We start from the raw sequence: 17881 nt of genomic DNA, 5'->3' as shown, positions 1-17881 counted from the left end.
CCGGGGCGCGTCAGGAGTGGAACGGCAGCCCGGCGTCGGCCACCAGTTCCAGGTCCTCGGTGTCCTCGGCGGGCAGCAGGCTGGCCGTGCCGTCGGTCACCGGGACGACGCCCAGCTCGAGCAGTTCGGCCATCGCCGCGCTGCCGGCCATGTCGCGGACCTGGAGCTGGTAGCGGGCCGTGGTGCGGTATGTGCCGCCGCCGTCGTCGCCCGTGCGCTGCAGGAAGCCCGAGTCAGTCAGGAAGGCCAGGGCCTTGGCGACGATGCCGGTGGTGGAGGCGGCCGGCCGGCGGGCGTCCTTGGTGGCACCCGTGGCGCTGCGTCTGGCCCAGATCCGCCAGGCGGCCTCCAGGCCGGGCGCGTCGGTCGCAGGGTCGGTGTTCTCGCCCTGCTCCTCGGCCCGCTCCTCCAGGCGCCGGCAGGCCTGGCGTACGAAGGAGTCGACGCCGTTGACCGTGACGCGGCCGATGTAGGAGTCGTCGGCCAGGTCCTCGGGGCGCGGGAACGCCAGTGCGGCGGCGGCGAGATGGGCGAGCCCGTGCAGGAAGCGGTCGCCGGAGTCGGCGGCGGCGCGACGCGCGTAGTCGCCCATGCGGACGGCGAACACCGAGTCCTCGGCGGCCGTCACGGCCATTCCCGCGCGCGGGGACACCTCCAGCACGACGAGCCCGAGGCCCGCGGCGACGGCGTCGGCGAGCCGGGCGAACGCCGGGTCCTCGCGGTACCGGCGCAGCAGTTCCGTGTACTCCTGGTCGCGCGCGGGCTGCAGTTTGGGCTGCAGCCCGAAGGCGACGAGCCGCGCCGCGTCGGCGGCGTCGGCGGGGGTGACGGCGGAACCGGCCGGCGCGGCGGCGGGCTCGGGCTCGCTCCGGTCGACGTGCTCGGTCACGGCTTGGGCTCCTTGTCGCGTTCTTGTGTGCTCATGCTGCTTCCGTCCGGTCCGCGGCCATCCCCGCCGCGTCCAGCAGCGCGGTCCCCACGATCAGGTCCGCCCCGCCGAACTCGGGGTCGTCCAGTTCGGTGCCGTCGTCCACGGCGAACAGCAGCTTCTCCTCACCCTGCCGGTAGGCGGTGCCGACCGCCGGACTGGCCGCGTGGACGGCCAGCAGGGCCACCAGATAGGCCAGGTCGGGATCGCCGGTGCGCCGGGCCTCGGACAGCAGCCCCGACAGCCTCCTCGGTGCGTCGGCCGGGAGGTCCAGCAGGTCCATGGCGGCGGCCAGCTGCTCCTCGCTGAACCGGCTGTCGTCCGGCGTGGCGATGAGGTCGGGCTCGGGCATCTCCGCGCCCAGGTGCTCCCGTTCGACGGGCGGCGTCAGCAGGATGCCGACCAGGTCCGCCACGCGCACGGAGACCGGTGTACGCAGCCCGGTGCCCTGCGCGAAGAACGCGTCCGTGACCCGGATCGCCTGTTCCAGGGGCAGCGGCAGGACGGGGGCGACGAGATGGCCGTACAGGTCGATGCCGGACGTCGTCATGGGCGCGGCGAAGGCCTGCCGGTCCTGCTCCGCGCGGAACAGCGGGCCCGCCTCCAGCAGGCGGGACTGGAGCTGGGTGTGGCGCCGGATGCAGTCCTTGACGATGTCGACGAGTTCGGCGGCGCGGCGCTTGTGCTCGGGCTCCTCGGTCTCGTCGCGGGCCTTGCGGATGTTGGTGAGGATCGCGTTCTCGTGGCGGTAGCGGTCGGCCACGTGGTCCAGGGCCTCGGTGATCATGTCGGGCACGGCGTTCAGCCAGTCGACCGCGCGGACGTTGCGCCGGGTGGCGTCCAGGGCGCGGCGCAGGGTCTCGGAGTACTGCACGGTGCGGTAGCGGGCCTGTTCGGCGGCGAGCTGGGCGTCGGCGAGCCGGCCGCGGCTGATCAGCACCTCGAGCTTGACCTCGGCGGCGATCTGGGCGCTGGTGACGTCGGTGTCCAGGGCGCCGACCAGGACGTTGACCGCCTCGTCCGTGGTGCGCAGATAGACCGTGCCGCCGGGGCCGGGGACCTCTTCGATCAGTTTGAAGTCGTAGTCGCGGCGGACGTATGTGCCATCCGGTGCGAAGGTGCCGTAGACCGCGCGGAAGCCGCGGTCCACGCTGCCGACGTTGATCAGGTTCTCCAGGACCCAGCGGGCCACGCGCTCGTGCTCGGTGACCGGCCGGTGCGGGGCCTGGGCGGCGATGCGCGGGACGAGCCGGGCCACTATCTGCTCGTGGTCGGCGCCGGTGTCGAAGTCCATGTTGAGCGTGACGAGGTCGATGGCGGCGAGGGCCACCTCGGCCATCCCGTAGACCGAGTACTCACCGGCCAGGTTGGCCTTGCGCGCGTCGAGGTCGTGCAGCGGCGCGGTGCAGGCGAGTGCGCGCAGCCGACGCGCCAGCCCCTCGTCGGCGGCCGGGCCCGGAGCCGGGCGCGGCCCCGCGCTGAACTGGGGCGGAACGCTGTCCGTCGATGCAGGCGAAGTCACGGTGCACAGACTAGGTCCTCGGTCTGACATCGACCCAAACGACGCAGAAGCGACGGGCGTCACAGCGGTTCAGGAGAGCCCGGCGCCCTCCTCTCCGACCCTGCGCCGGTACACCTCCACCACCCGTTCCAGCGAGTCGGCGAGGTAGGTCTCCAGCAGTTCTTCCGCCGCGCGCCGCTCCCCGGCCCGGAGCATCTCGAGGATCTGGCGGTTGCGCGCGAGGTACGGCTCGTGCAGCCGGCGCGGGTCGTCCACGACGTGGAAGGCGAGGCGTAGTTCGGCGAAGACGCTGCGCATCAGTTCGTCGGTGCGTTCGCTGCCGGCGAGGGCGACCAGCTCCCGGTGGAAGTGGATGTTGGCGGTGCCCAGCGCCTTCCAGTCGCTGCCGGCGGTCGCCTCCTCCCCCTCGGCGACCGCCGCGGCGAGCCCGTCCAGCGGGTACGGCGGCTCGCCGAGCCCGCGCACGACCGCGCACTCGACCAGCGTGCGCGCGCGGTAGATGTCCTCGACGTCCTCGACGGTCAGGACCCGGACGAACACGCCCCGGTTCAGTTCGTGGACCAGCAGGCGTTCGTGCGTGAGCAGCCGGAAGGCCTCACGCAGGGTGTTGCGGGAGACCCCGAGCGCCCCGCCGATGCCGTCCTCCGACAGCCGCGTGCCGGGCGGGAAGTACCCGTCGGCGATACGGCTGCGGAGGATGTCCGACACCCGCTCCGCCGTGCTCGTACGCCCCAGGAGCGCCCGGTCTCCGGCCAGTCCCGTCAGCTGCTCTGCCATGCCGGGAATTCAATCGCACACAACCGGAACGGGACAACATGGATATCGCCGGATCGTTGAACGATCCACTATCCAATGCCGTTGGCCACCGCCTCCGCGCCCTCTCGGCGGGGAGCCCCTTCGGGCGCCGCGGTGCGATGCGTGACGGTGAGGGTACGGCGCCGCTGCGCCTCGGCCCCCTCGCCGGTGCCCTCCGACAGCGCGGCCAGGGCCGCCGACACCGCCGCCGACGCGCTGAGGTCGAGGCGGGCGCTGGTGCCCCGGGCCCGGTGGTGCAGTTCGTCGGCGGCCAGGCGCAGCAACTGCGGCAGGAGGTCCCTGCACCGCCGGACCACCCAGCCGGTGCCCGCGGTGGCCAGCCACAGCAGACTCGCCGTGCGGGTCGGTGCGGGGAACTCCGGCTCGGGCGAAGGAGGCGGGCCGGTCGCCCGGCCCGTCTCGGCGAGCAGGGCGTGGAAGCGGACGGCGAACTGCCGGTGGCCGCGCTCGCCGGGGTGCAGCCGGTCGGCGCTCCACAGGGACCGGTCGGTGATCCAGGCGCCCTCCGCCGCGTGCAGATGGACGGCGCCGTACCGCTCGGACAGGGCGTGGACGACCGTGTTGACGGCCCGCTGCCGGCGGGCCAGCGGGCGGGCGAGGGCGCCCGGGAGGCCCAGCATCGCGCCGGGGTCGGGCAGGCAGGCGGTGAGCAGGACGGTGCCCTGCCGGGTGAGGGCCGCGTAGACCTCGTCCAGGCGTGCGGCCACCGCGCGGATGTCGAAGGTGTGGCGCAGGGTGTCGTTGACGCCGATGACCACGGACGCGATGTCCGGGCGCAGTTCGAGGGCGGCCGGAATCTGCCGCTCCCGCACGTCCCGGGTCTGCGCCCCGCTGACGGCGAGGTTGGTGAACTCCACCTCCTCGGCGAGCGAGGGCGCCAGCAGCGCGGCCCAGCCCCGCCGCCCGGTGGTGACGGGGTCGCCCACGCCCTCGGTCAGCGAGTCACCGAGGGCGACGAAACGGACGTGTCTCATGCCACGCCCTCCGGGACGGCACCGGGCCGGGGCGCGGTCACCGGGGCGTCGTGCGCGGCGAGGAACGCCTCCACGGCCCTGCCCCAGCCGAAGCACTCCGCACGCGCGCGTGCGGCTTCGCGGCGCTCGGGCTCGCCCCGGTCCAGGAGCAGTTCCACGGCGTCGGCGAAGGCCTCGCCGCGGTCGGCCGCGGTCGCGCCCGCGGACCCGATCACCTCGGGCAACGCGGAGGACGCGCTCGCCACGACGGGCGTGCCGCACGCCATGGCCTCCAGGGCGGCGAGCCCGAACGTCTCGGCGGGCCCGGGTGCGAGGGCGACGTCGGCGGACGCCTGGAGCGCCCCGAGCAGGGCCCGGTCGGCGACGTGCCCCAGGAAGGTCACCGGCAGGCCCCGCTCTCCCGCACGCTGCTCCAGCCGGGCCCTGAGCGGCCCGTCCCCGGCGACCACGAGCACCGCCCGCCTGCCCCGCCGCACCAGCGTCTCCAGGGCGTCCAGGGCGGTGCCGGGCCGCTTCTCGACGGACAGGCGCGAGCACATGACGAGCAGCGCCTCGTCCCCGCGCGCGTGGCGGGCTCGCAGCCCGGCATCGCGCAGGGCGGGGCGGCGTTCCATGAGGTCGACGCCCAGGGGGGCGCGTACGACATTGCGCGCGCCGATGCGTACGAACTCGCGCTCGGCGAACTCCGTGGTGCACACCACCCGTGAGTAGACGTGCGCGGTACGGGTGTTGAGGGCGTCGGCCGCCCGCCGGGAGAGGTTCTCCGACAGGCCCCAGGTGCGCAGCACGCCGTCGGCGGTCTCGTGGGAGACCATCACGGCGGGCACGCGCGCGCGGCGGGCCCAGCGGCCGGTCCAGCGCAGGGTCGTCCGGTCGGAGACCTCCAGCCGGTCCGGACCCAGCTCCTCCAGGAGGGCGGCCACACGCCGCTTGTCGGTGAGCACGCGGTATCCGCCGGTGCCCGGCAGCAGCGGGCCGGGCAGGGTGATGACGCGGCCCTGCTCGGTGTCCTGGTCGGTGTGCCGTTCACCGGGCACGACGAGCACCGGTTCGTGGCCGGCCGCCCGGAAGCCCCTGCCCAGCTCGCGCAGGGCGGTGCGCAGACCGCCGGAGGCGGGGGCGACGAAGTTGGCGAGCCGGACGATGCGCAGCGAGGAGCCGGTCATGCCGCCACCGCCGTCCTGCGGGCCGCGAGGACGGCGTCGTAGTGGCCGATCAGCTGGTCGCCGACGGCGGCCCAGGTGCGGCCCTCGACCGTCGTGCGGGCTGCGAGGCCGTACGCGGCCCGGCGCTCGGGGTCGGCCGCCAGGGTGCGCACGGCCTGAGTCACGGCGGCGGCCTCGCGCGGCGGGACGAGCAGTCCGGTGTGCTCGTGGGCGACCAGGTCCAGCGGACCGCCGGCCGCGGGCGCGACGACCGGGACGCCGCTGGCCATGGCCTCCTGGACGGTCTGGCAGAACGTCTCGAAGGGGCCGGTGTGCGCGAAGACGTCCAGCGAGGCGAAGATCCGGGCGAGTTCGGGGCCGGTGCGGCGGCCGAGGAAGACGGCGCCGGGCAGGGCCTCGGTCAGATGGGCGTGGCTCGGCCCGTCGCCGACGACCACGACCTTGACGCCTTCCAGTCCGCAGACGCCGGCGAGCAGTTCGACGTGTTTCTCGGGAGCGAGCCGGCCGACGTAGCCGACGATCAGCTCGCCGTCCGGGGCGAGTTCGCGGCGCAGTGCCTCGTCACGGTGCCCTGGCCGGAAACGTATGGTGTCCACGCCGCGTGGCCACAGCCGGACCCGGGGGACGCCGTGGGTTTCGAGGTCGGCGAGGGCGGCGCTGGAGGGAGCCAGGGTGCGGTCGGCGGCGGCGTGCACGGAGCGGATCCGCCGCCAGGCCGCCGCCTCCCCGGCGCCCATGTACGTACGCGCGTACCCGGCGAGATCGGTCTGGTAGACGGCGACGGCGGGGATGCCGAGCCGGGCGGCGGCGGCCATGCCGCGGACGCCGAGGACGAAGGGGCTGGCGAGATGGACCAGGTCAGCGCGGTGGTCGAGGAGAGCCGCGGCGAGGCGTCGACTGGGGAGGGCGACGCGGACCTGGGGGTAGCCGGGAAGGGGGAGCGAGGGGACACGGACGACCGGGCACGGGGCGTCCGTGTCCGGCGCGCTGCCGGGGGCGGGGGCCGGCGCGACGACGAGCGGGGAGTGACCGCGATCTACGAGGTGCCGGGCGGTCTGGAGCGCGCAGTGGGCCACGCCGTTCACATCGGGGGGAAAGGATTCGGTCACGATGACGACACGCATACGGGTGTTGTCGCCGCGCAGGACGTGGCCGCGTCAACGTCGATCTTTCCGCTCGGGGAACGTCCCATGAGCGTTGGGCTGCACACCCGAGCGGGCCAGACGGCCGTCATGGCCGCCTGACCCGCGGGTCACCCGGTGTTCACATGGCGGGCGGTCGTCCGCCCGGAACCGCGACGGTGCGCAGGGGTCAGTCGGCGGCGGTGTCGGGGCCGAAGCGGCTGCGCACCGCTGTCTGCACCTCGTCCTCCTCGGCCGGATCGGCGGCCAGGCGGCGCAGGCGCTCCACGACCCGGGCATCACCGGTCTCGGCGTGCCGGGCGGCGATCTCGCGGGTGGTCTCCTCGCAGTCCCACAGGCATTCGACGGCGAAGCCGGTGGCGAAGGAGGGGTCGGTGGCGGCCAGGGCGCGGGCGGCGCTGCCGCGCAGGTGGGAGGAGGCCGTCTCGCGGTAGATGTGCCGCAGGACGGGGGCCGCGCAGGCGATGCCGAGGCGTCCGGCGCCGTCGACGAGGGTCCACAGGGTGGGTGCGTCGGGCCCCTCGCCGCGTACGGCCTCGCGCAGGGCGCCGAGGACCAGGTCCTTGTCGCGCGCCCCGCCGCGGCAGGCGAGCATGCGGCCGGCGGCGGCACCGAGCGCGTCGGGGCGCTGGGCCCAGCGGCGGGCACGCTCGACGGCGGCGACGCTGCGCATCCGTTCGAAGGCGTCGACGGCGGCCTCCACGACGACCGTCGTGCCGTCGGCGACCGCGGCCTCGATCAGGTCGAGGGCTGCGGGGTCGTTGCCGTCGGCGAGGTAGCGCAGTGCGGTGCAGCGGGCTCCGTCGATGCCGCCGCGAGCGGCCTGCAGGATCTCCGGGCGGTCCTCGGGGCCGGCCACGGCGACCAGACAGCGGGCGGCCGGCACGTGGAGGGCGGCGCCGCGGTCCATGCCCTGCTGGGCCCACTCGAAGACGGCGCGCACGCTCCATCCGGGCCGGGGGCCGGTGGGCCGCATCTGCCGCTGCCAGCGGTCGAAACAGCCGGTCTCCTGCGCGGCACGCACGCGCGTGGCGATCGATTCGCGCGGATCCTCCGCCCACAGCCGCCACGGCCGTGGCTCGAAGGCGTCCCGGACGACGGTGGCCAGTTCGGCCTCGCCCTGGGCATCGGTGGCGAAACGGGCCAGCACCGGCGCGGCGAGGGCGCGAAGGCCCGCGTCGTCGTCCCTGAGGGCCAGCTCGTCCAGGGCCCAGGCCCAGTTGGCGCCGTGGGCGGCGTACCTGCGCAGCAGTTCGAGTGCGTCAAGCCTGCCGTAGGAGGCGAGATGACCGAGCACGGCGAGAGCGAGGCCGGTGCGGGACTCGTCGGTGTCGAGGAGGTCCTCGGGGTCGAAGAGGTGCGCCTCGATCGCGTCCAGCTCGCCGTTCAGGTCGAGGTAGAGCCGGGCGTAGTACAGGGAGCGGTTCTCCACCTGCCAGTCGTGGCGGGGGTCGCGCAGCACACAGTGGTTGAGGGCCGCGAGCGCCTCGGCGCGCGGGGCGGTGAGCGCGTGCAAGGTGCCGTCGCCACGGCCCCGCTGGAGCAGGCCGAGCAGCGTACCGCTGGGCGCTATGACCGGATCGAACATGGGAAACAGCCTCACATCAAGCGTCGACGCAACCGGGGAACACGCACTACCTGGCCGCGTGACACAACGTCGGAGCGCCCGCCGTCTCTTGCTTGCTGTAGACCATTTCTCTCTGCCTCTCGTCGGTGGCCCATGCGGACCGCATCACGGCCCGCGCGGTGCGGCAACACCTGCCCAGCCATCGCGTCCGTGAATCACGTCGTCATGATGACCCGCGGTGTGTGCTGCCGCGACCGTATTTCCGGCGGCCTTGTACCGCCTCCCCCGTTTTGTGTGTCGTACCTGGTCAGGACATGTGCATCAGTGTGCGCCGAACAGTTCCAGGAGTTCCGTCCTGCCGAACATCCGGGCGGTGTCGACCGCCGAGGGCGTTCCGGCGGCGGGATCGGCCCCACCCTCCAGGAGCGCCTTGATGACCTCGGTCTCGCCCTTGAAGACAGCACCCGCGAGAGGGGTCTGGCCTCGGTCGTTGACCCGGTCCGCCGCCGCGCCGCGGGCGAGCAGCGCGCGCACCGCGTCGGCGTGGCCGTGATAGGCGGCGAGCATCACCAGGCAGTCGCCGCGGTCGTTGGTGAGGCTGGCCGGAACGCCGGCGTCCACGTACGCCACGAGCGCCTCGGTCTGCCCCTGCCGGGCCAGATCGAAGATCTTGGTCGCCAGCTCCACGACCTCGGGGTCGGGGGCTTCGCTCATCGGCCGGACCGCCTCTCCTGGAAACTTCGGGAACTGCAGGGAGCGTACGGCAGCGAGCGGAACACGGCCGTACGAGTGAATCGCCAGAGTACTGGCTCGCGTGGCACATGACCCGATGTGCCCGAGGTAAAGATCACCCACGGGCCACGCCGGCGCCGCCGGCCCCGGCCAACCGGGGCGAGGCCGCTCCGCCAACTGGTTGAAATGGGCCGTATTTCACCCATTTGCACCTTTTATCGTATGGATACATCCTGTGATCCTGGAAGAACTCATGGTGACTGTCCCCCACCTTCGACACCAGGAGGCCCGAAATGATCCTCTCCGTCTCAGGCGTCATGCTGCTCGGCGTCGTCGTCTTCCTCTTCTTTCGAAAGGACGGCCTCAAGGGCTCGCACGCATGCACGTCGGCCCTGTTCGGCTTCTACCTGGCCAGCACGGGCATCGCCCCGAGCATCAAGGCCGGCGGAGAGAGCCTGGCGAGCCTCCTCGGAGGCATCAAGTTCTGACCCCGCCCGCCCCTCCCGCACGCACCGTCAGGAGACAGCAGTGGCCCGGCGCCCCCTCCCCCGCATTCTGAGCAAGGACAGCGCCCGGATCGCCCGGACGCAGATCGCCCGGAGCCGGGAGCTGGCCCGGACTGCGGCCGACAGCGCCACCGACGTCCTCCACCCGCTGATCACCGTCACGCGCGGACTGCGCCGGCTGGCCTCGGTCGGACAGCGCAAGTGGGCGGACACGCCCAAGGACAGGCGCGGGCCACTGCTGTTCCTGGTTGCCTCCCTGGTCCTGGCCGTGGCGCTGGTGCCGTACGGCCCGCTGCTCGCCGTCATCACCGTGATGGCGGCGGCGGCCTGGTACGGCCGTGACCGCACCGAACCGGCCCCCGAGGGGCCGGACGAGTCGCAGCTCGAACGGCTCCAGATCCTCTACGAGGCTCTGGTGCCGTACTTCTCCAGCCCCGAGGACCCGGCGCCGCTGTACGCGCACGGCGGGGAGTGGGAGAAGGCCTTCACGGAACACGAGTTCGACGACGGCGGACGTGTCGGCCATCTCGTGATCCGCTACCCCGCCTACTTCCCGGACGGCGAGCCCGAGGTCCGGGCGCGGATCGAGCAGTTGCTCACCGCCAAGGCCGGACGCGGCCGCGAGTACCGCTTCGCCTGGGACGAGGAGGGCAACCAGCTCACCGTCACCGTCCTCGCCCCGCTGCCCACCGACATCACCGCCCAGCACTTCGTCACCGCGCCGGGCGAGACCGTCCTCGGCTTCACCGACGCGAGCGAGGTGCAGCGCACGCTCCCCCTCGCCTACGGCGAGGAACAGATCGACGTTCCGCCGGTCGTCTGGCGCACCGGCGTGCGCTCCACCGAGCCGCACCTGCTGGCCATGGGCCACCCCGGCTGCGGGGCGTCGACCCTGCTGCGCTCCATCGCCCTGCAGGCCCTGCGCCACGGCGACGTCCTCGTCGTCGACGGCGGCGGCACCGGCGAGTACGCGTGCCTGACCGGCCGGGACGGCGTACTGGCCGTGGAGTGCGCCCTGCCCGGCGCCCTGGCGAGCCTGGAATGGGCCGCGCAGGAGACCGAGCGGCGGCTCATCGCCATCAATCTGGCCCGGCAGGCGGGCGATCCGCCGCCGGCGGACACCCGGCGTCCGCTGTGGATCCTGCTGGACCGCCCGGCGGTCTTCGCGCACCTCGCCGCTTCGGACGGGCGCAAGGATCCGCAGGAACTGCTCCAGGTACCGCTGCGGCACGGCCGCGCGGCGAACATGACCGTCGTCGTGGCCGAGCAGTTCGACAGCGCGGAGACGCTGAGCGACGCGGTACGGCAGCACACACGCGCGCGTGTCGTGCTCGGGTCCGCGACGCCCCGGCAGGTGGAGGCGGTCCTGGGCGCCCCTGCGCACACGACGCCGCTCGGGGACATGCCGCCGGGACGCGGGTACGCGCGCCTGGGCTCCGGCCCGGTGCTACGGCTTCAGGTGCCGAGGACACCGGACCCGTACGACGACGCCACGAGCGACGCCGACCGGGCCGCGGTGCTGGACCTGCTGCCCCCACGGGCCTCCGCCGTGGAGGCGCAGCCGGCGGATCTGACCAAGCCGGCGGTGTCCGCGGACGCCGTGGGGGACACCGTGGGGGCGGAGACCTCGTAGGAGACCTCGTAAGGGACCCCGATGAGGGACCCTGATGCGGACCCCGTGCCCCCGAAGCCGCGCGGGGATCCGTGCGACCGCAGGTGTCAGGCCACGAACGTCCGCGGCGCTTCCGTCGCCCCGGTGGCCCCCGTCTCCACCAGCCGGGCCGCGGCGGCCAGCCGAATCGCCGCTTCCTCCGCCACCGCTCCCCCGACGGTGAACGGCAGTCGCACATAGCCCTCGAACGCGCCGTCCACGCCGAAGCGAGGCCCGGAGGGCACGCGGACGCCGGTCCGTTCGCCCGCTTCGGCGAGCCGGGATCCGGACAGGCCCCCGGCCCGGACCCACAGGGTGAGCCCGCCCTGCGGCACCTCGAACTCCCAGGCCGGCAGTTCGCGACGGAGTGCCGCCACCAGCTCGTCCCGGTTCTCCCGGGCCTGGGCGCGCCGCAGTTCGACCGCCTGCGCCCAACCCCCCGTACTGAAAAGCCAGTTGACGGCCAGCTGCTCCAGCACCGGGGTGCCGAGGTCGGCGTAGGCCCGCGCGGCGACCAGGCTGCGGATCACGTCCGGCGCCGCGCGCACCCAGCCGATGCGCATGCCCGCCCAGAACGCCTTGCTGGCCGAGCCGACCGTGATCACCGTGGAGCCGGCCGGGTCGAACCCGCACACGGGACGCGGCATGCCCGTCGCCCCGAGGTCCTCCTCCAGCCACAGCTCGGACATCGTCTCGTCCGCGACCAGCACCGTGCCGGCCGAGCGCGCCGCGTCCACCAGCCGGCGCCGCTGGTCCTCGTCGGCGAGCGCGCCGGTGGGGTTGTGGAAGTCGGCGACCACGTAGGCGATGCGCGGCGCGGCCTCGCGCAGCACCTGGCGCCAGCGGTCCATGTCCCAGCCGGTGAGGCCCTCGGCCATCGCGACCGGAACCAGCCGGGCGCCCGCCTCGCGCATCAGCTGCAGGATGTTGGCGTAGGACGGGGACTCGACCGCGATGCGCTCACCACGGCCGCCGAAGAGGTGGCAGATCGCGTCGATGGCGCCCATCGCGCCGGTCGTCACCATGATCTGCTCGGGCATGGTGGGGATCCCGCGCGCGGTGTAGCGCTCGGCGATCATCGCACGCAGGGCGGGCAGCCCGGCCGGGTAGTCGCCGTGCGTGTGCGCGTACGGGGGAAGTTCCTCCAGGGCACCCTGCACGGCACGGGTGAGCCATGGCTCAGGGGCCGGGAGTGAGGCACAGCCCAGGTCGATCATCGAGCCCAGCGCCTCCGGGGGCAGGGGTTCGAGACCACGGGCCGGAATCGGGTTCCCTGCCGGTACGGCGGTCCAGCTGCCGGCGCCGCGCCGGGACTCCAGGAAGCCCTCGCTGCGCAGGGCCTCGTACGCGGCCGCGACGGTGGTGCGGCTCACGGACAGGGCGAGGGCCAGTTCGCGTTCCGCGGGGAGGCGGGCGGCGACCGGCACGCGCCCTTCGAGCACCAGCAGCCGGACGCCGTCGGCCAGGGCTCGGTAGGCGGGCGGGCGGCGGGTGCCCGGGCCGGCCGGGCGGTCCTGCTGGGAGTTGAGCAGCCGGGCGAGTTGCGCGGCACCCATCGCAGAGGTCCACTGCGCCATGAAGATCAGTCCACCTTCCCCGAATTGGCCATGGATGGCTCTCCATCCCAAGCCACAGAGTGTCACGAGTCAGGCCACCGCCACCACCCAGGGGGGTATCTCATGTCCACTCCGGACCGTCTCGGCCGACGGTTGATCCAGCTGTACGCCGGGCTCATGCTGTACGGCGCCAGTTCCGCGCTGCTCGTGCGGGCAGGCCTCGGCCTGGAGCCCTGGAACGTGCTGCACCAGGGGCTCGCGGAGCTGACCGGACTGAGCATCGGCGTGGTGCTGACCATCGTGGGAGCGGCGGTGCTGCTGCTGTGGATCCCGCTGCGCCAGCGCCCGGGACTCGGCACGGTCTCCAACGTGCTCGTCATCGGCTTCGCCATGGACGGCACGCTCACGCTGGTCCCGGACGCGCACGCCTTCGCCGTACGCGTCCCGCTGCTGCTCGCGGGCATCGTGCTGAACGGCGCGGCCACCGGCCTGTACATCTCCGCGCGCTTCGGCCCCGGCCCGCGCGACGGCCTGATGACCGGGCTGCACCGGCGCACCGGCCGGTCGATCCGGCTGATACGGACGACCATCGAGGTGGCGGTGGTGGCCACCGGCTTCGCCCTGGGCGGCACCATCGGGGTGGGAACCGTGCTGTACGCGGTGTCCATCGGCCCGCTGGCCCAGTTCTTCCTGCGGGTGTTCGCCGCCCCGGCGGCATCGACCCGAAGCACGGTCGTTGCCGAAGCGACACCGGAACGAGTGATACTGCGTCCGTGACCCTCACGACACCCTCGCAGCGCCATCCCTACCTCGACCACCCCGGCCCCATACCCTTCGCCCACCGGGGCGGGGCCGCCGACGGCATCGAGAACACCGTGGCGCAGTTCCGGCGCGCGGTCGAGATGGGCTACCGGTACATCGAGACCGACGTGCACGCCACGGCGGACGGCCGCCTCGTCGCCTTCCACGACTCGACTCTGGACCGGGTCACCGACGGCGCGGGCCGGATCGCGGACCTGCCGTGGGAGGACGTACGGCACGCGCGCGTGGGCGGGCGTGAACCGGTGCCGTTGTTCGAGGAGTTGCTGGAGACCTTCCCCGAGGTCCGCTGGAACGTCGACGTCAAGGCGGAGCCCGCCCTGCGGCCCCTGCTGGACCTGATCGAGCGCAGGGACGCCTGGGACCGGGTGTGCGTGGGCTCCTTCTCCGAGGCGCGGGTACTGCGCGCCCAGCGGCTGGCCGGGCCGCGCCTGGCCACCTCGTTCGGCACGCGCGGGGTGGTCAGCCTGCGGCTGCGCTCGTGGGGCCTGCCGGCCGCCGTGCGCCGGTCCGCCGTCGCCGCCCAGGTGCCCGAGGCCCAGTCGGGCGTGCCGGTGGTCGACCAGCGCTTCGTGCGCGCGGCCCACGCGCGCGGGCTGCATGTGCACGTGTGGACGATCAACGAACCGGAACGGATGCACCGGCTCCTGGAACTGGGCGTCGATGGCATCATGACCGATCACATCGACACATTGCGCAAGGTCATGGAAGACCGCGGCGTCTGGGTCTGACGACCCGGCCGCCTCCGGCCCGAGCCTTCGCAGAAGAACGGGGAAGCGAGGGCACGGGTGGAAACCGACACCGTGCGCACACGGACGGCGGACGAGACCGCCGCTCTCAGGCGCGAGCAACGCGGCTGGTACGTCTACGACTGGGCCTGCTCGGTCTACTCGACCAGCGTCCTCACGGTCTTCCTGGGGCCCTACCTCACCTCGGTCGCCGAGCGGGCCGCGGACGCCGACGGCTATGTGCACCCACTGGGCGTTCCGGTGCGGGCGGGTTCCTTCTTCGCCTACTCCGTGTCCCTCTCGGTGATCCTGGCCGTCGTGCTGATGCCGCTCGTGGGCAGCGCGGCCGACCGCACGGGCCGCAAGAAACCGCTGCTCGCGGCGGCCGCGTACACCGGCGCGGCCGCGACCACGGGCATGTTCTTCCTCGACGGCCACCGGTATCTGCTCGGTGGGGTGCTCCTCGTCGTGGCCAACGCGGCGCAGTCCGTCGGGATGATGCTCTACAACTCCTACCTGCCGCAGATCGCCCCGCCCGAGGAACGCGACGCGATCTCCTCGCGGGGCTGGGCCTTCGGTTACGCCGCGGGCTCCTCGGTCCTCGTCGGCAACCTGGTGCTGTACTCGGCGCACGGCTCCTTCGGCCTGTCCCAGACCGAGGCGGTGCGGATCTGCCTGGCCGCGGCGGGCCTGTGGTGGGGCGCCTTCACCCTCGTACCGCTGCGCAGGCTGCGCGACCGGCACACGCGCGTGGAGCGCGCGACGGCACCCGGGCTGCGCCAGTTCGCGGCGACGGTCCGGGACATGCGGCGGCATCCGCTGACGCTGGCGTTCCTGCTGGCGTACCTGATCTACAACGACGGCATCCAGACGGTGATCTCCCAGGCCTCGGTCTACGGCTCCCAGGAGCTGGGGCTCGGGCAGTCGACGCTCATCGTGGCGGTGCTGCTGGTGCAGGTGCTGGCCGTGGCCGGGGCACTGGCGATGGGGCGGCTGGCGCGGACGCACGGCGCACAGCGCACGATCCTGGGCTCGCTGGTGGCCTGGACGGTCACCCTGGCGGCCGGTTACTTCCTGCCCGCGAAGGCGCCGGTGTTCTTCTTCGTGCTGGCCGGCGGGATCGGTCTGGTCCTCGGCGGCAGCCAGGCGTTGTCCCGGTCGCTGTTCTCCCACCTGGTGCCGCCCGGCAAGGAGGCCGAGTACTTCTCGGCGTACGAGATGAGCGACCGCGGGATGAGCTGGCTCGGGCCGCTGCTGTTCGGCGTGACCTACCAGCTGACCGGAAGCTACCGCTCCGCGATCATCTCGCTGGTGGCCTTCTTCGTCATCGGCTTCACCCTGCTCGCCCGGGTCCCGGTGCGGCGGGCGATCGCCGAGGCCGGGAACCCGGTCCCCGAGAAGATCTAGCGCGGATTTAGCGCTCGAGGCGAAAGGGCGGTAGTGTACGCGTTTGGCCTGCCAGGCGTACCGTTACTGCGCGTCAAAGATGCCGAAACGCTGGGTGACATCTGCTAGCAGATGTGACAAACCGGGCGCTGGTGGGTACAACAAGGGGCGGCTACGACGGCGACGCATGACCCGGAACGGGACTCGGAACGGGAATCTTTACCGCCGACCGGACGTTGACCGGATGACGACGACAGCGACACCTGTCCTGTGGGCGACAAGCCCGGGAGGCACGATTCATGAGTGAGCGAGCTCTTCGCGGTACGCGCCTCGTGGTGACCAGCTACGAGACGGACCGCGGTATCGACCTGGCCCCGCGCCAGGCCGTGGAGTACGCATGTGAGAAGGGGCACCGCTTCGAGATGCCCTTCTCGGTCGAGGCGGAGATCCCGCCGGAGTGGGAGTGCAAAGTCTGCGGGGCCCAGGCACTCCTCGTCGACGGCGACGGCCCTGAGGAGAAGAAGGCCAAGCCCGCGCGTACGCACTGGGACATGCTGATGGAGCGGCGCACCCGTGAGGAACTCGAAGAGGTCCTCGAGGAGCGCCTGGCGGTTCTGCGCTCGGGGGCGATGAACATCGCGGTTCACCCTCGGGACAGCCGTAAGTCCGCCTAGTCCCTGCGGGGCTGGGATACAGCGCACGCTGAAACAACAACCGCGGGCGCCGTACGTCGAGTTGACGTACGGCGCCCGCGGTTTTGGTGTGGCTGCGTCCGGTGTGGACACGGGACAGACGCGTGTGGACGCGGGAGACGCGCTCAGCGCGCCAGCGGCGGCCACTGTCCGCCCGGCTCCCCCGGCTCCGGCCGGTCCTCGCGGATGACCTCGCCCTGCACCACCTTGCCGTCGGGGCGGTGCATACGGGCCTGCTGGAAGGCATCACCCAGGCTGCCCGGACCCGCTGCGCGCAGACGCTTGTCCAGGGCGCCCTCGGCATACCGGCCGACGGCCTTCTGGACCGGCGGGAGCAGCAGGAGGAGACCGACGACGTCGGAGACCAGGCCGGGGATCATCAGCAGCAGGCCGCCGAGCATCATCAGGCCGTTGCCACCGCCCCGCTTGGGGGAGCCGCCCCGCTGCAGGGCCTCGTTCAGGCTCTGGAAGGCACGGCGGCCCGCCCGCTTGATGACCACGGAACCGGCAACGAAGCCCGCGACGAGCAGCAGGAACACGGCCAGGCCCCCCGCCGCGCCCGCGACCAGGGTCAGCAGCCAGATCTCCAGCACCAGCCACGCGGCGACCCCGAGCGGCAGGAACCTGCGCAGCCGGGAACGCCGGGGCCGGAGGGAATACGGAGAGGTCGGAGCGCCAGTCGTCATGCTCCCAGTGTGCCTGGCCCCGGCTCAGCGCGGGATAAGGGGTTGATCAGCCACTGTGAGCGGCGGACGTCAGGCCCGCTTGCCCTTGCCCTTGAGCTTGGCGACGCGCTCGCCGACGCCCCAGGTGGTGACCCGCCACAGCGCCTCGATGAGGATGTCCTTGCTCATCTTGGAGTCGCCGAGTTCGCGCTCGACGAACGTGATCGGGACCTCGACGACGTGGTAGCCGGCCTTGACGGCGCGGCGGGCCAGGTCGACCTGGAAGCAGTAGCCCTGCGAGGCGACCTCGTCGAGGCCCAGGCCCTCCAGGGTCTCGCGCCGGAAGGCCCGGTAGCCGCCGGTGATGTCGCGCAGCGGCAGGTCGAGGGCGAGGCGGGAGTAGAGGCTGCCGCCGCGGGAGATGAACTCGCGGGACTTGGGCCAGTTGACCACCCGGCCGCCCGGCACCCAGCGGGAGCCGAGCACCAGGTCGGCGCCCTTGAGGGCGGTGAGCAGCCGGGGCAGCTCCTCGGGCTGGTGGGAGCCGTCGGCGTCCATCTCGACCAGCACGCCGTAGTCGCGCTCCAGGCCCCAGCGGAAGCCCGCGAGGTAGGCGGCGCCGAGGCCTTCCTTGCCCTTGCGGTGCATGACCTGGACGTTTGCGTCCTCGGCGGCCAGTTCGTCGGCGAGCTTGCCGGTGCCGTCCGGGCTGTTGTCGTCCGCGATCAGCACGTGCGCCTCGGGGACGGCCTTGCGTACCCGGCCGACGATCGTCTTGATGTTCTCCGCCTCGTTGTAGGTCGGAATGATCACCAAGGCCGTGCCGAGCGGACCGAACTGCCTCCCCTGGCTCTTGGAGTCCAGGGTCCCGTCGCCGTCGTTCACTGCTGCCCCTTCTGGTCGTACGCAGGGGTCCACCATAGTGCTCGCGGACCGGCAGGTCGCACCGGGCCCGTTCGTATGGCGGTGTCGATTCCACAAGAGTGGGGTAAGAATGTGTTTTTCGGCACCTTCATGGCGGGCATTCAGTA

Annotated in this window: 17 protein-coding genes; 6 read left to right on the top strand and 11 right to left on the bottom strand. The window is 72.8% G+C overall.

The window, feature by feature from the left end; all coding sequences use genetic code 11:
• Positions 1-10: 10 nt before the first annotated feature.
• From A6P39_RS34030 to A6P39_RS33995, 8 genes are all read right to left on the bottom strand, one after another.
• Positions 11-889, bottom strand: coding sequence for a hypothetical protein (locus A6P39_RS34030; protein WP_067046503.1), 879 nt, complete (start codon positions 887-889; stop codon positions 11-13).
• Positions 890-920: 31 nt separating this feature from the next.
• Complete coding sequence (locus tag A6P39_RS34025; protein ID WP_067046500.1) at positions 921-2450, bottom strand: hypothetical protein; 1530 nt, start codon at positions 2448-2450, stop codon at positions 921-923.
• 69 nt (positions 2451-2519) lie between these two features.
• Positions 2520-3227 (bottom strand): GntR family transcriptional regulator, encoded by a 708-nt coding sequence (locus A6P39_RS34020; RefSeq protein WP_067046497.1) that lies wholly within the window; start codon positions 3225-3227, stop codon positions 2520-2522.
• Positions 3228-3295: 68 nt separating this feature from the next.
• Positions 3296-4240 (bottom strand): SGNH/GDSL hydrolase family protein, encoded by a 945-nt coding sequence (locus tag A6P39_RS34015; protein WP_079133420.1) that lies wholly within the window; start codon positions 4238-4240, stop codon positions 3296-3298.
• Positions 4237-5406 (bottom strand): glycosyltransferase, encoded by a 1170-nt coding sequence (locus tag A6P39_RS34010; protein ID WP_067046494.1) that lies wholly within the window; start codon positions 5404-5406, stop codon positions 4237-4239. The genes A6P39_RS34015 and A6P39_RS34010 overlap by 4 nt, the downstream gene beginning before the upstream one ends.
• A complete protein-coding gene (locus tag A6P39_RS34005) occupies positions 5403-6530 on the bottom strand; it encodes a glycosyltransferase family 4 protein (RefSeq protein ID WP_067046491.1) in 1128 nt (375 codons plus the stop codon). The genes A6P39_RS34010 and A6P39_RS34005 overlap by 4 nt, the downstream gene beginning before the upstream one ends.
• A gap of 187 nt (positions 6531-6717) precedes the next feature.
• Complete coding sequence (locus A6P39_RS34000) at positions 6718-8136, bottom strand: hypothetical protein (RefSeq protein WP_067046488.1); 1419 nt, start codon at positions 8134-8136, stop codon at positions 6718-6720.
• 300 nt (positions 8137-8436) lie between these two features.
• Positions 8437-8829 carry an ankyrin repeat domain-containing protein gene (locus A6P39_RS33995; RefSeq protein ID WP_067046485.1) on the bottom strand — a complete coding sequence of 131 codons (393 nt, stop codon included), beginning with the start codon at positions 8827-8829 and terminating at the stop codon, positions 8437-8439.
• A gap of 311 nt (positions 8830-9140) precedes the next feature.
• Here A6P39_RS33995 and A6P39_RS33990 point away from each other — a divergent pair, with 311 nt between their 5' ends.
• Both A6P39_RS33990 and A6P39_RS33985 read left to right on the top strand, forming a co-directional pair.
• Complete coding sequence (locus A6P39_RS33990; RefSeq protein WP_067046482.1) at positions 9141-9335, top strand: hypothetical protein; 195 nt, start codon at positions 9141-9143, stop codon at positions 9333-9335.
• A 40-nt stretch (positions 9336-9375) separates the two neighbouring features.
• Entirely contained in the window at positions 9376-10986 is a 1611-nt protein-coding gene (locus A6P39_RS33985; protein ID WP_067046478.1) for a hypothetical protein, read from the top strand.
• Between the two features lie 86 nt (positions 10987-11072).
• On the opposite strand, the gene A6P39_RS33980 is transcribed toward A6P39_RS33985, so the two are convergent.
• Complete coding sequence (locus A6P39_RS33980; protein WP_067046475.1) at positions 11073-12581, bottom strand: SCO1417 family MocR-like transcription factor; 1509 nt, start codon at positions 12579-12581, stop codon at positions 11073-11075.
• 102 nt (positions 12582-12683) lie between these two features.
• Between A6P39_RS33980 and yczE the strand changes: the two genes are divergently transcribed.
• The 4 genes from yczE (at position 12684) to A6P39_RS33960 (ending at position 16167) form a co-directional block, all read left to right on the top strand.
• Complete coding sequence (gene yczE, locus A6P39_RS33975) at positions 12684-13337, top strand: membrane protein YczE (protein WP_067046474.1); 654 nt, start codon at positions 12684-12686, stop codon at positions 13335-13337.
• Positions 13334-14110, top strand: a complete 777-nt coding sequence (locus A6P39_RS33970; protein WP_067046472.1) for a glycerophosphodiester phosphodiesterase — start codon at positions 13334-13336, stop codon at positions 14108-14110. The genes yczE and A6P39_RS33970 overlap by 4 nt, the downstream gene beginning before the upstream one ends.
• 57 nt (positions 14111-14167) lie before the next feature.
• Positions 14168-15514: an MFS transporter gene (locus A6P39_RS33965; protein ID WP_067046465.1), complete on the top strand. Its 1347-nt coding sequence runs from the start codon at positions 14168-14170 to the stop codon at positions 15512-15514.
• Between the two features lie 278 nt (positions 15515-15792).
• Positions 15793-16167 carry an RNA polymerase-binding protein RbpA gene (locus tag A6P39_RS33960; RefSeq protein ID WP_003977404.1) on the top strand — a complete coding sequence of 125 codons (375 nt, stop codon included), beginning with the start codon at positions 15793-15795 and terminating at the stop codon, positions 16165-16167.
• A gap of 143 nt (positions 16168-16310) precedes the next feature.
• On the opposite strand, the gene fxsA is transcribed toward A6P39_RS33960, so the two are convergent.
• Both fxsA and A6P39_RS33950 read right to left on the bottom strand, forming a co-directional pair.
• A complete protein-coding gene (gene fxsA / locus A6P39_RS33955) occupies positions 16311-16871 on the bottom strand; it encodes an FxsA family membrane protein (protein ID WP_067046461.1) in 561 nt (186 codons plus the stop codon).
• Between the two features lie 69 nt (positions 16872-16940).
• Positions 16941-17735 (bottom strand): polyprenol monophosphomannose synthase, encoded by a 795-nt coding sequence (locus tag A6P39_RS33950; RefSeq protein WP_067046460.1) that lies wholly within the window; start codon positions 17733-17735, stop codon positions 16941-16943.
• Positions 17736-17881 lie beyond the last annotated feature (146 nt).

The sequence above is a fragment of the Streptomyces sp. FXJ1.172 genome (genome assembly GCF_001636945.3).
Lineage (GTDB): Bacteria > Actinomycetota > Actinomycetes > Streptomycetales > Streptomycetaceae > Streptomyces.
This window is presented reverse-complemented; position numbering and strand designations above follow the sequence as displayed.

Bases quoted from the DNA above. Each gene is read 5' to 3' on its own strand.
- A6P39_RS34020 (WP_067046497.1), bottom strand. From the start codon at position 3,227: ATGGCAGAGCAGCTGACGGGACTGGCCGGAGACCGGGCGCTCCTGGGG.
- A6P39_RS34015 (WP_079133420.1), bottom strand. From the start codon at position 4,240: ATGAGACACGTCCGTTTCGTCGCCCTCGGTGACTCGCTGACCGAGGGC.
- A6P39_RS34010 (WP_067046494.1), bottom strand. From the start codon at position 5,406: ATGACCGGCTCCTCGCTGCGCATCGTCCGGCTCGCCAACTTCGTCGCC.
- A6P39_RS34005 (WP_067046491.1), bottom strand. From the start codon at position 6,530: ATGCGTGTCGTCATCGTGACCGAATCCTTTCCCCCCGATGTGAACGGC.
- A6P39_RS34000 (WP_067046488.1), bottom strand. From the start codon at position 8,136: ATGTTCGATCCGGTCATAGCGCCCAGCGGTACGCTGCTCGGCCTGCTC.
- A6P39_RS33995 (WP_067046485.1), bottom strand. From the start codon at position 8,829: ATGAGCGAAGCCCCCGACCCCGAGGTCGTGGAGCTGGCGACCAAGATC.
- A6P39_RS33990 (WP_067046482.1), top strand. From the start codon at position 9,141: ATGATCCTCTCCGTCTCAGGCGTCATGCTGCTCGGCGTCGTCGTCTTC.
- A6P39_RS33980 (WP_067046475.1), bottom strand. From the start codon at position 12,581: ATGGCGCAGTGGACCTCTGCGATGGGTGCCGCGCAACTCGCCCGGCTG.
- yczE (WP_067046474.1), top strand. From the start codon at position 12,684: ATGTCCACTCCGGACCGTCTCGGCCGACGGTTGATCCAGCTGTACGCC.
- A6P39_RS33960 (WP_003977404.1), top strand. From the start codon at position 15,793: ATGAGTGAGCGAGCTCTTCGCGGTACGCGCCTCGTGGTGACCAGCTAC.
- fxsA (WP_067046461.1), bottom strand. From the start codon at position 16,871: ATGACGACTGGCGCTCCGACCTCTCCGTATTCCCTCCGGCCCCGGCGT.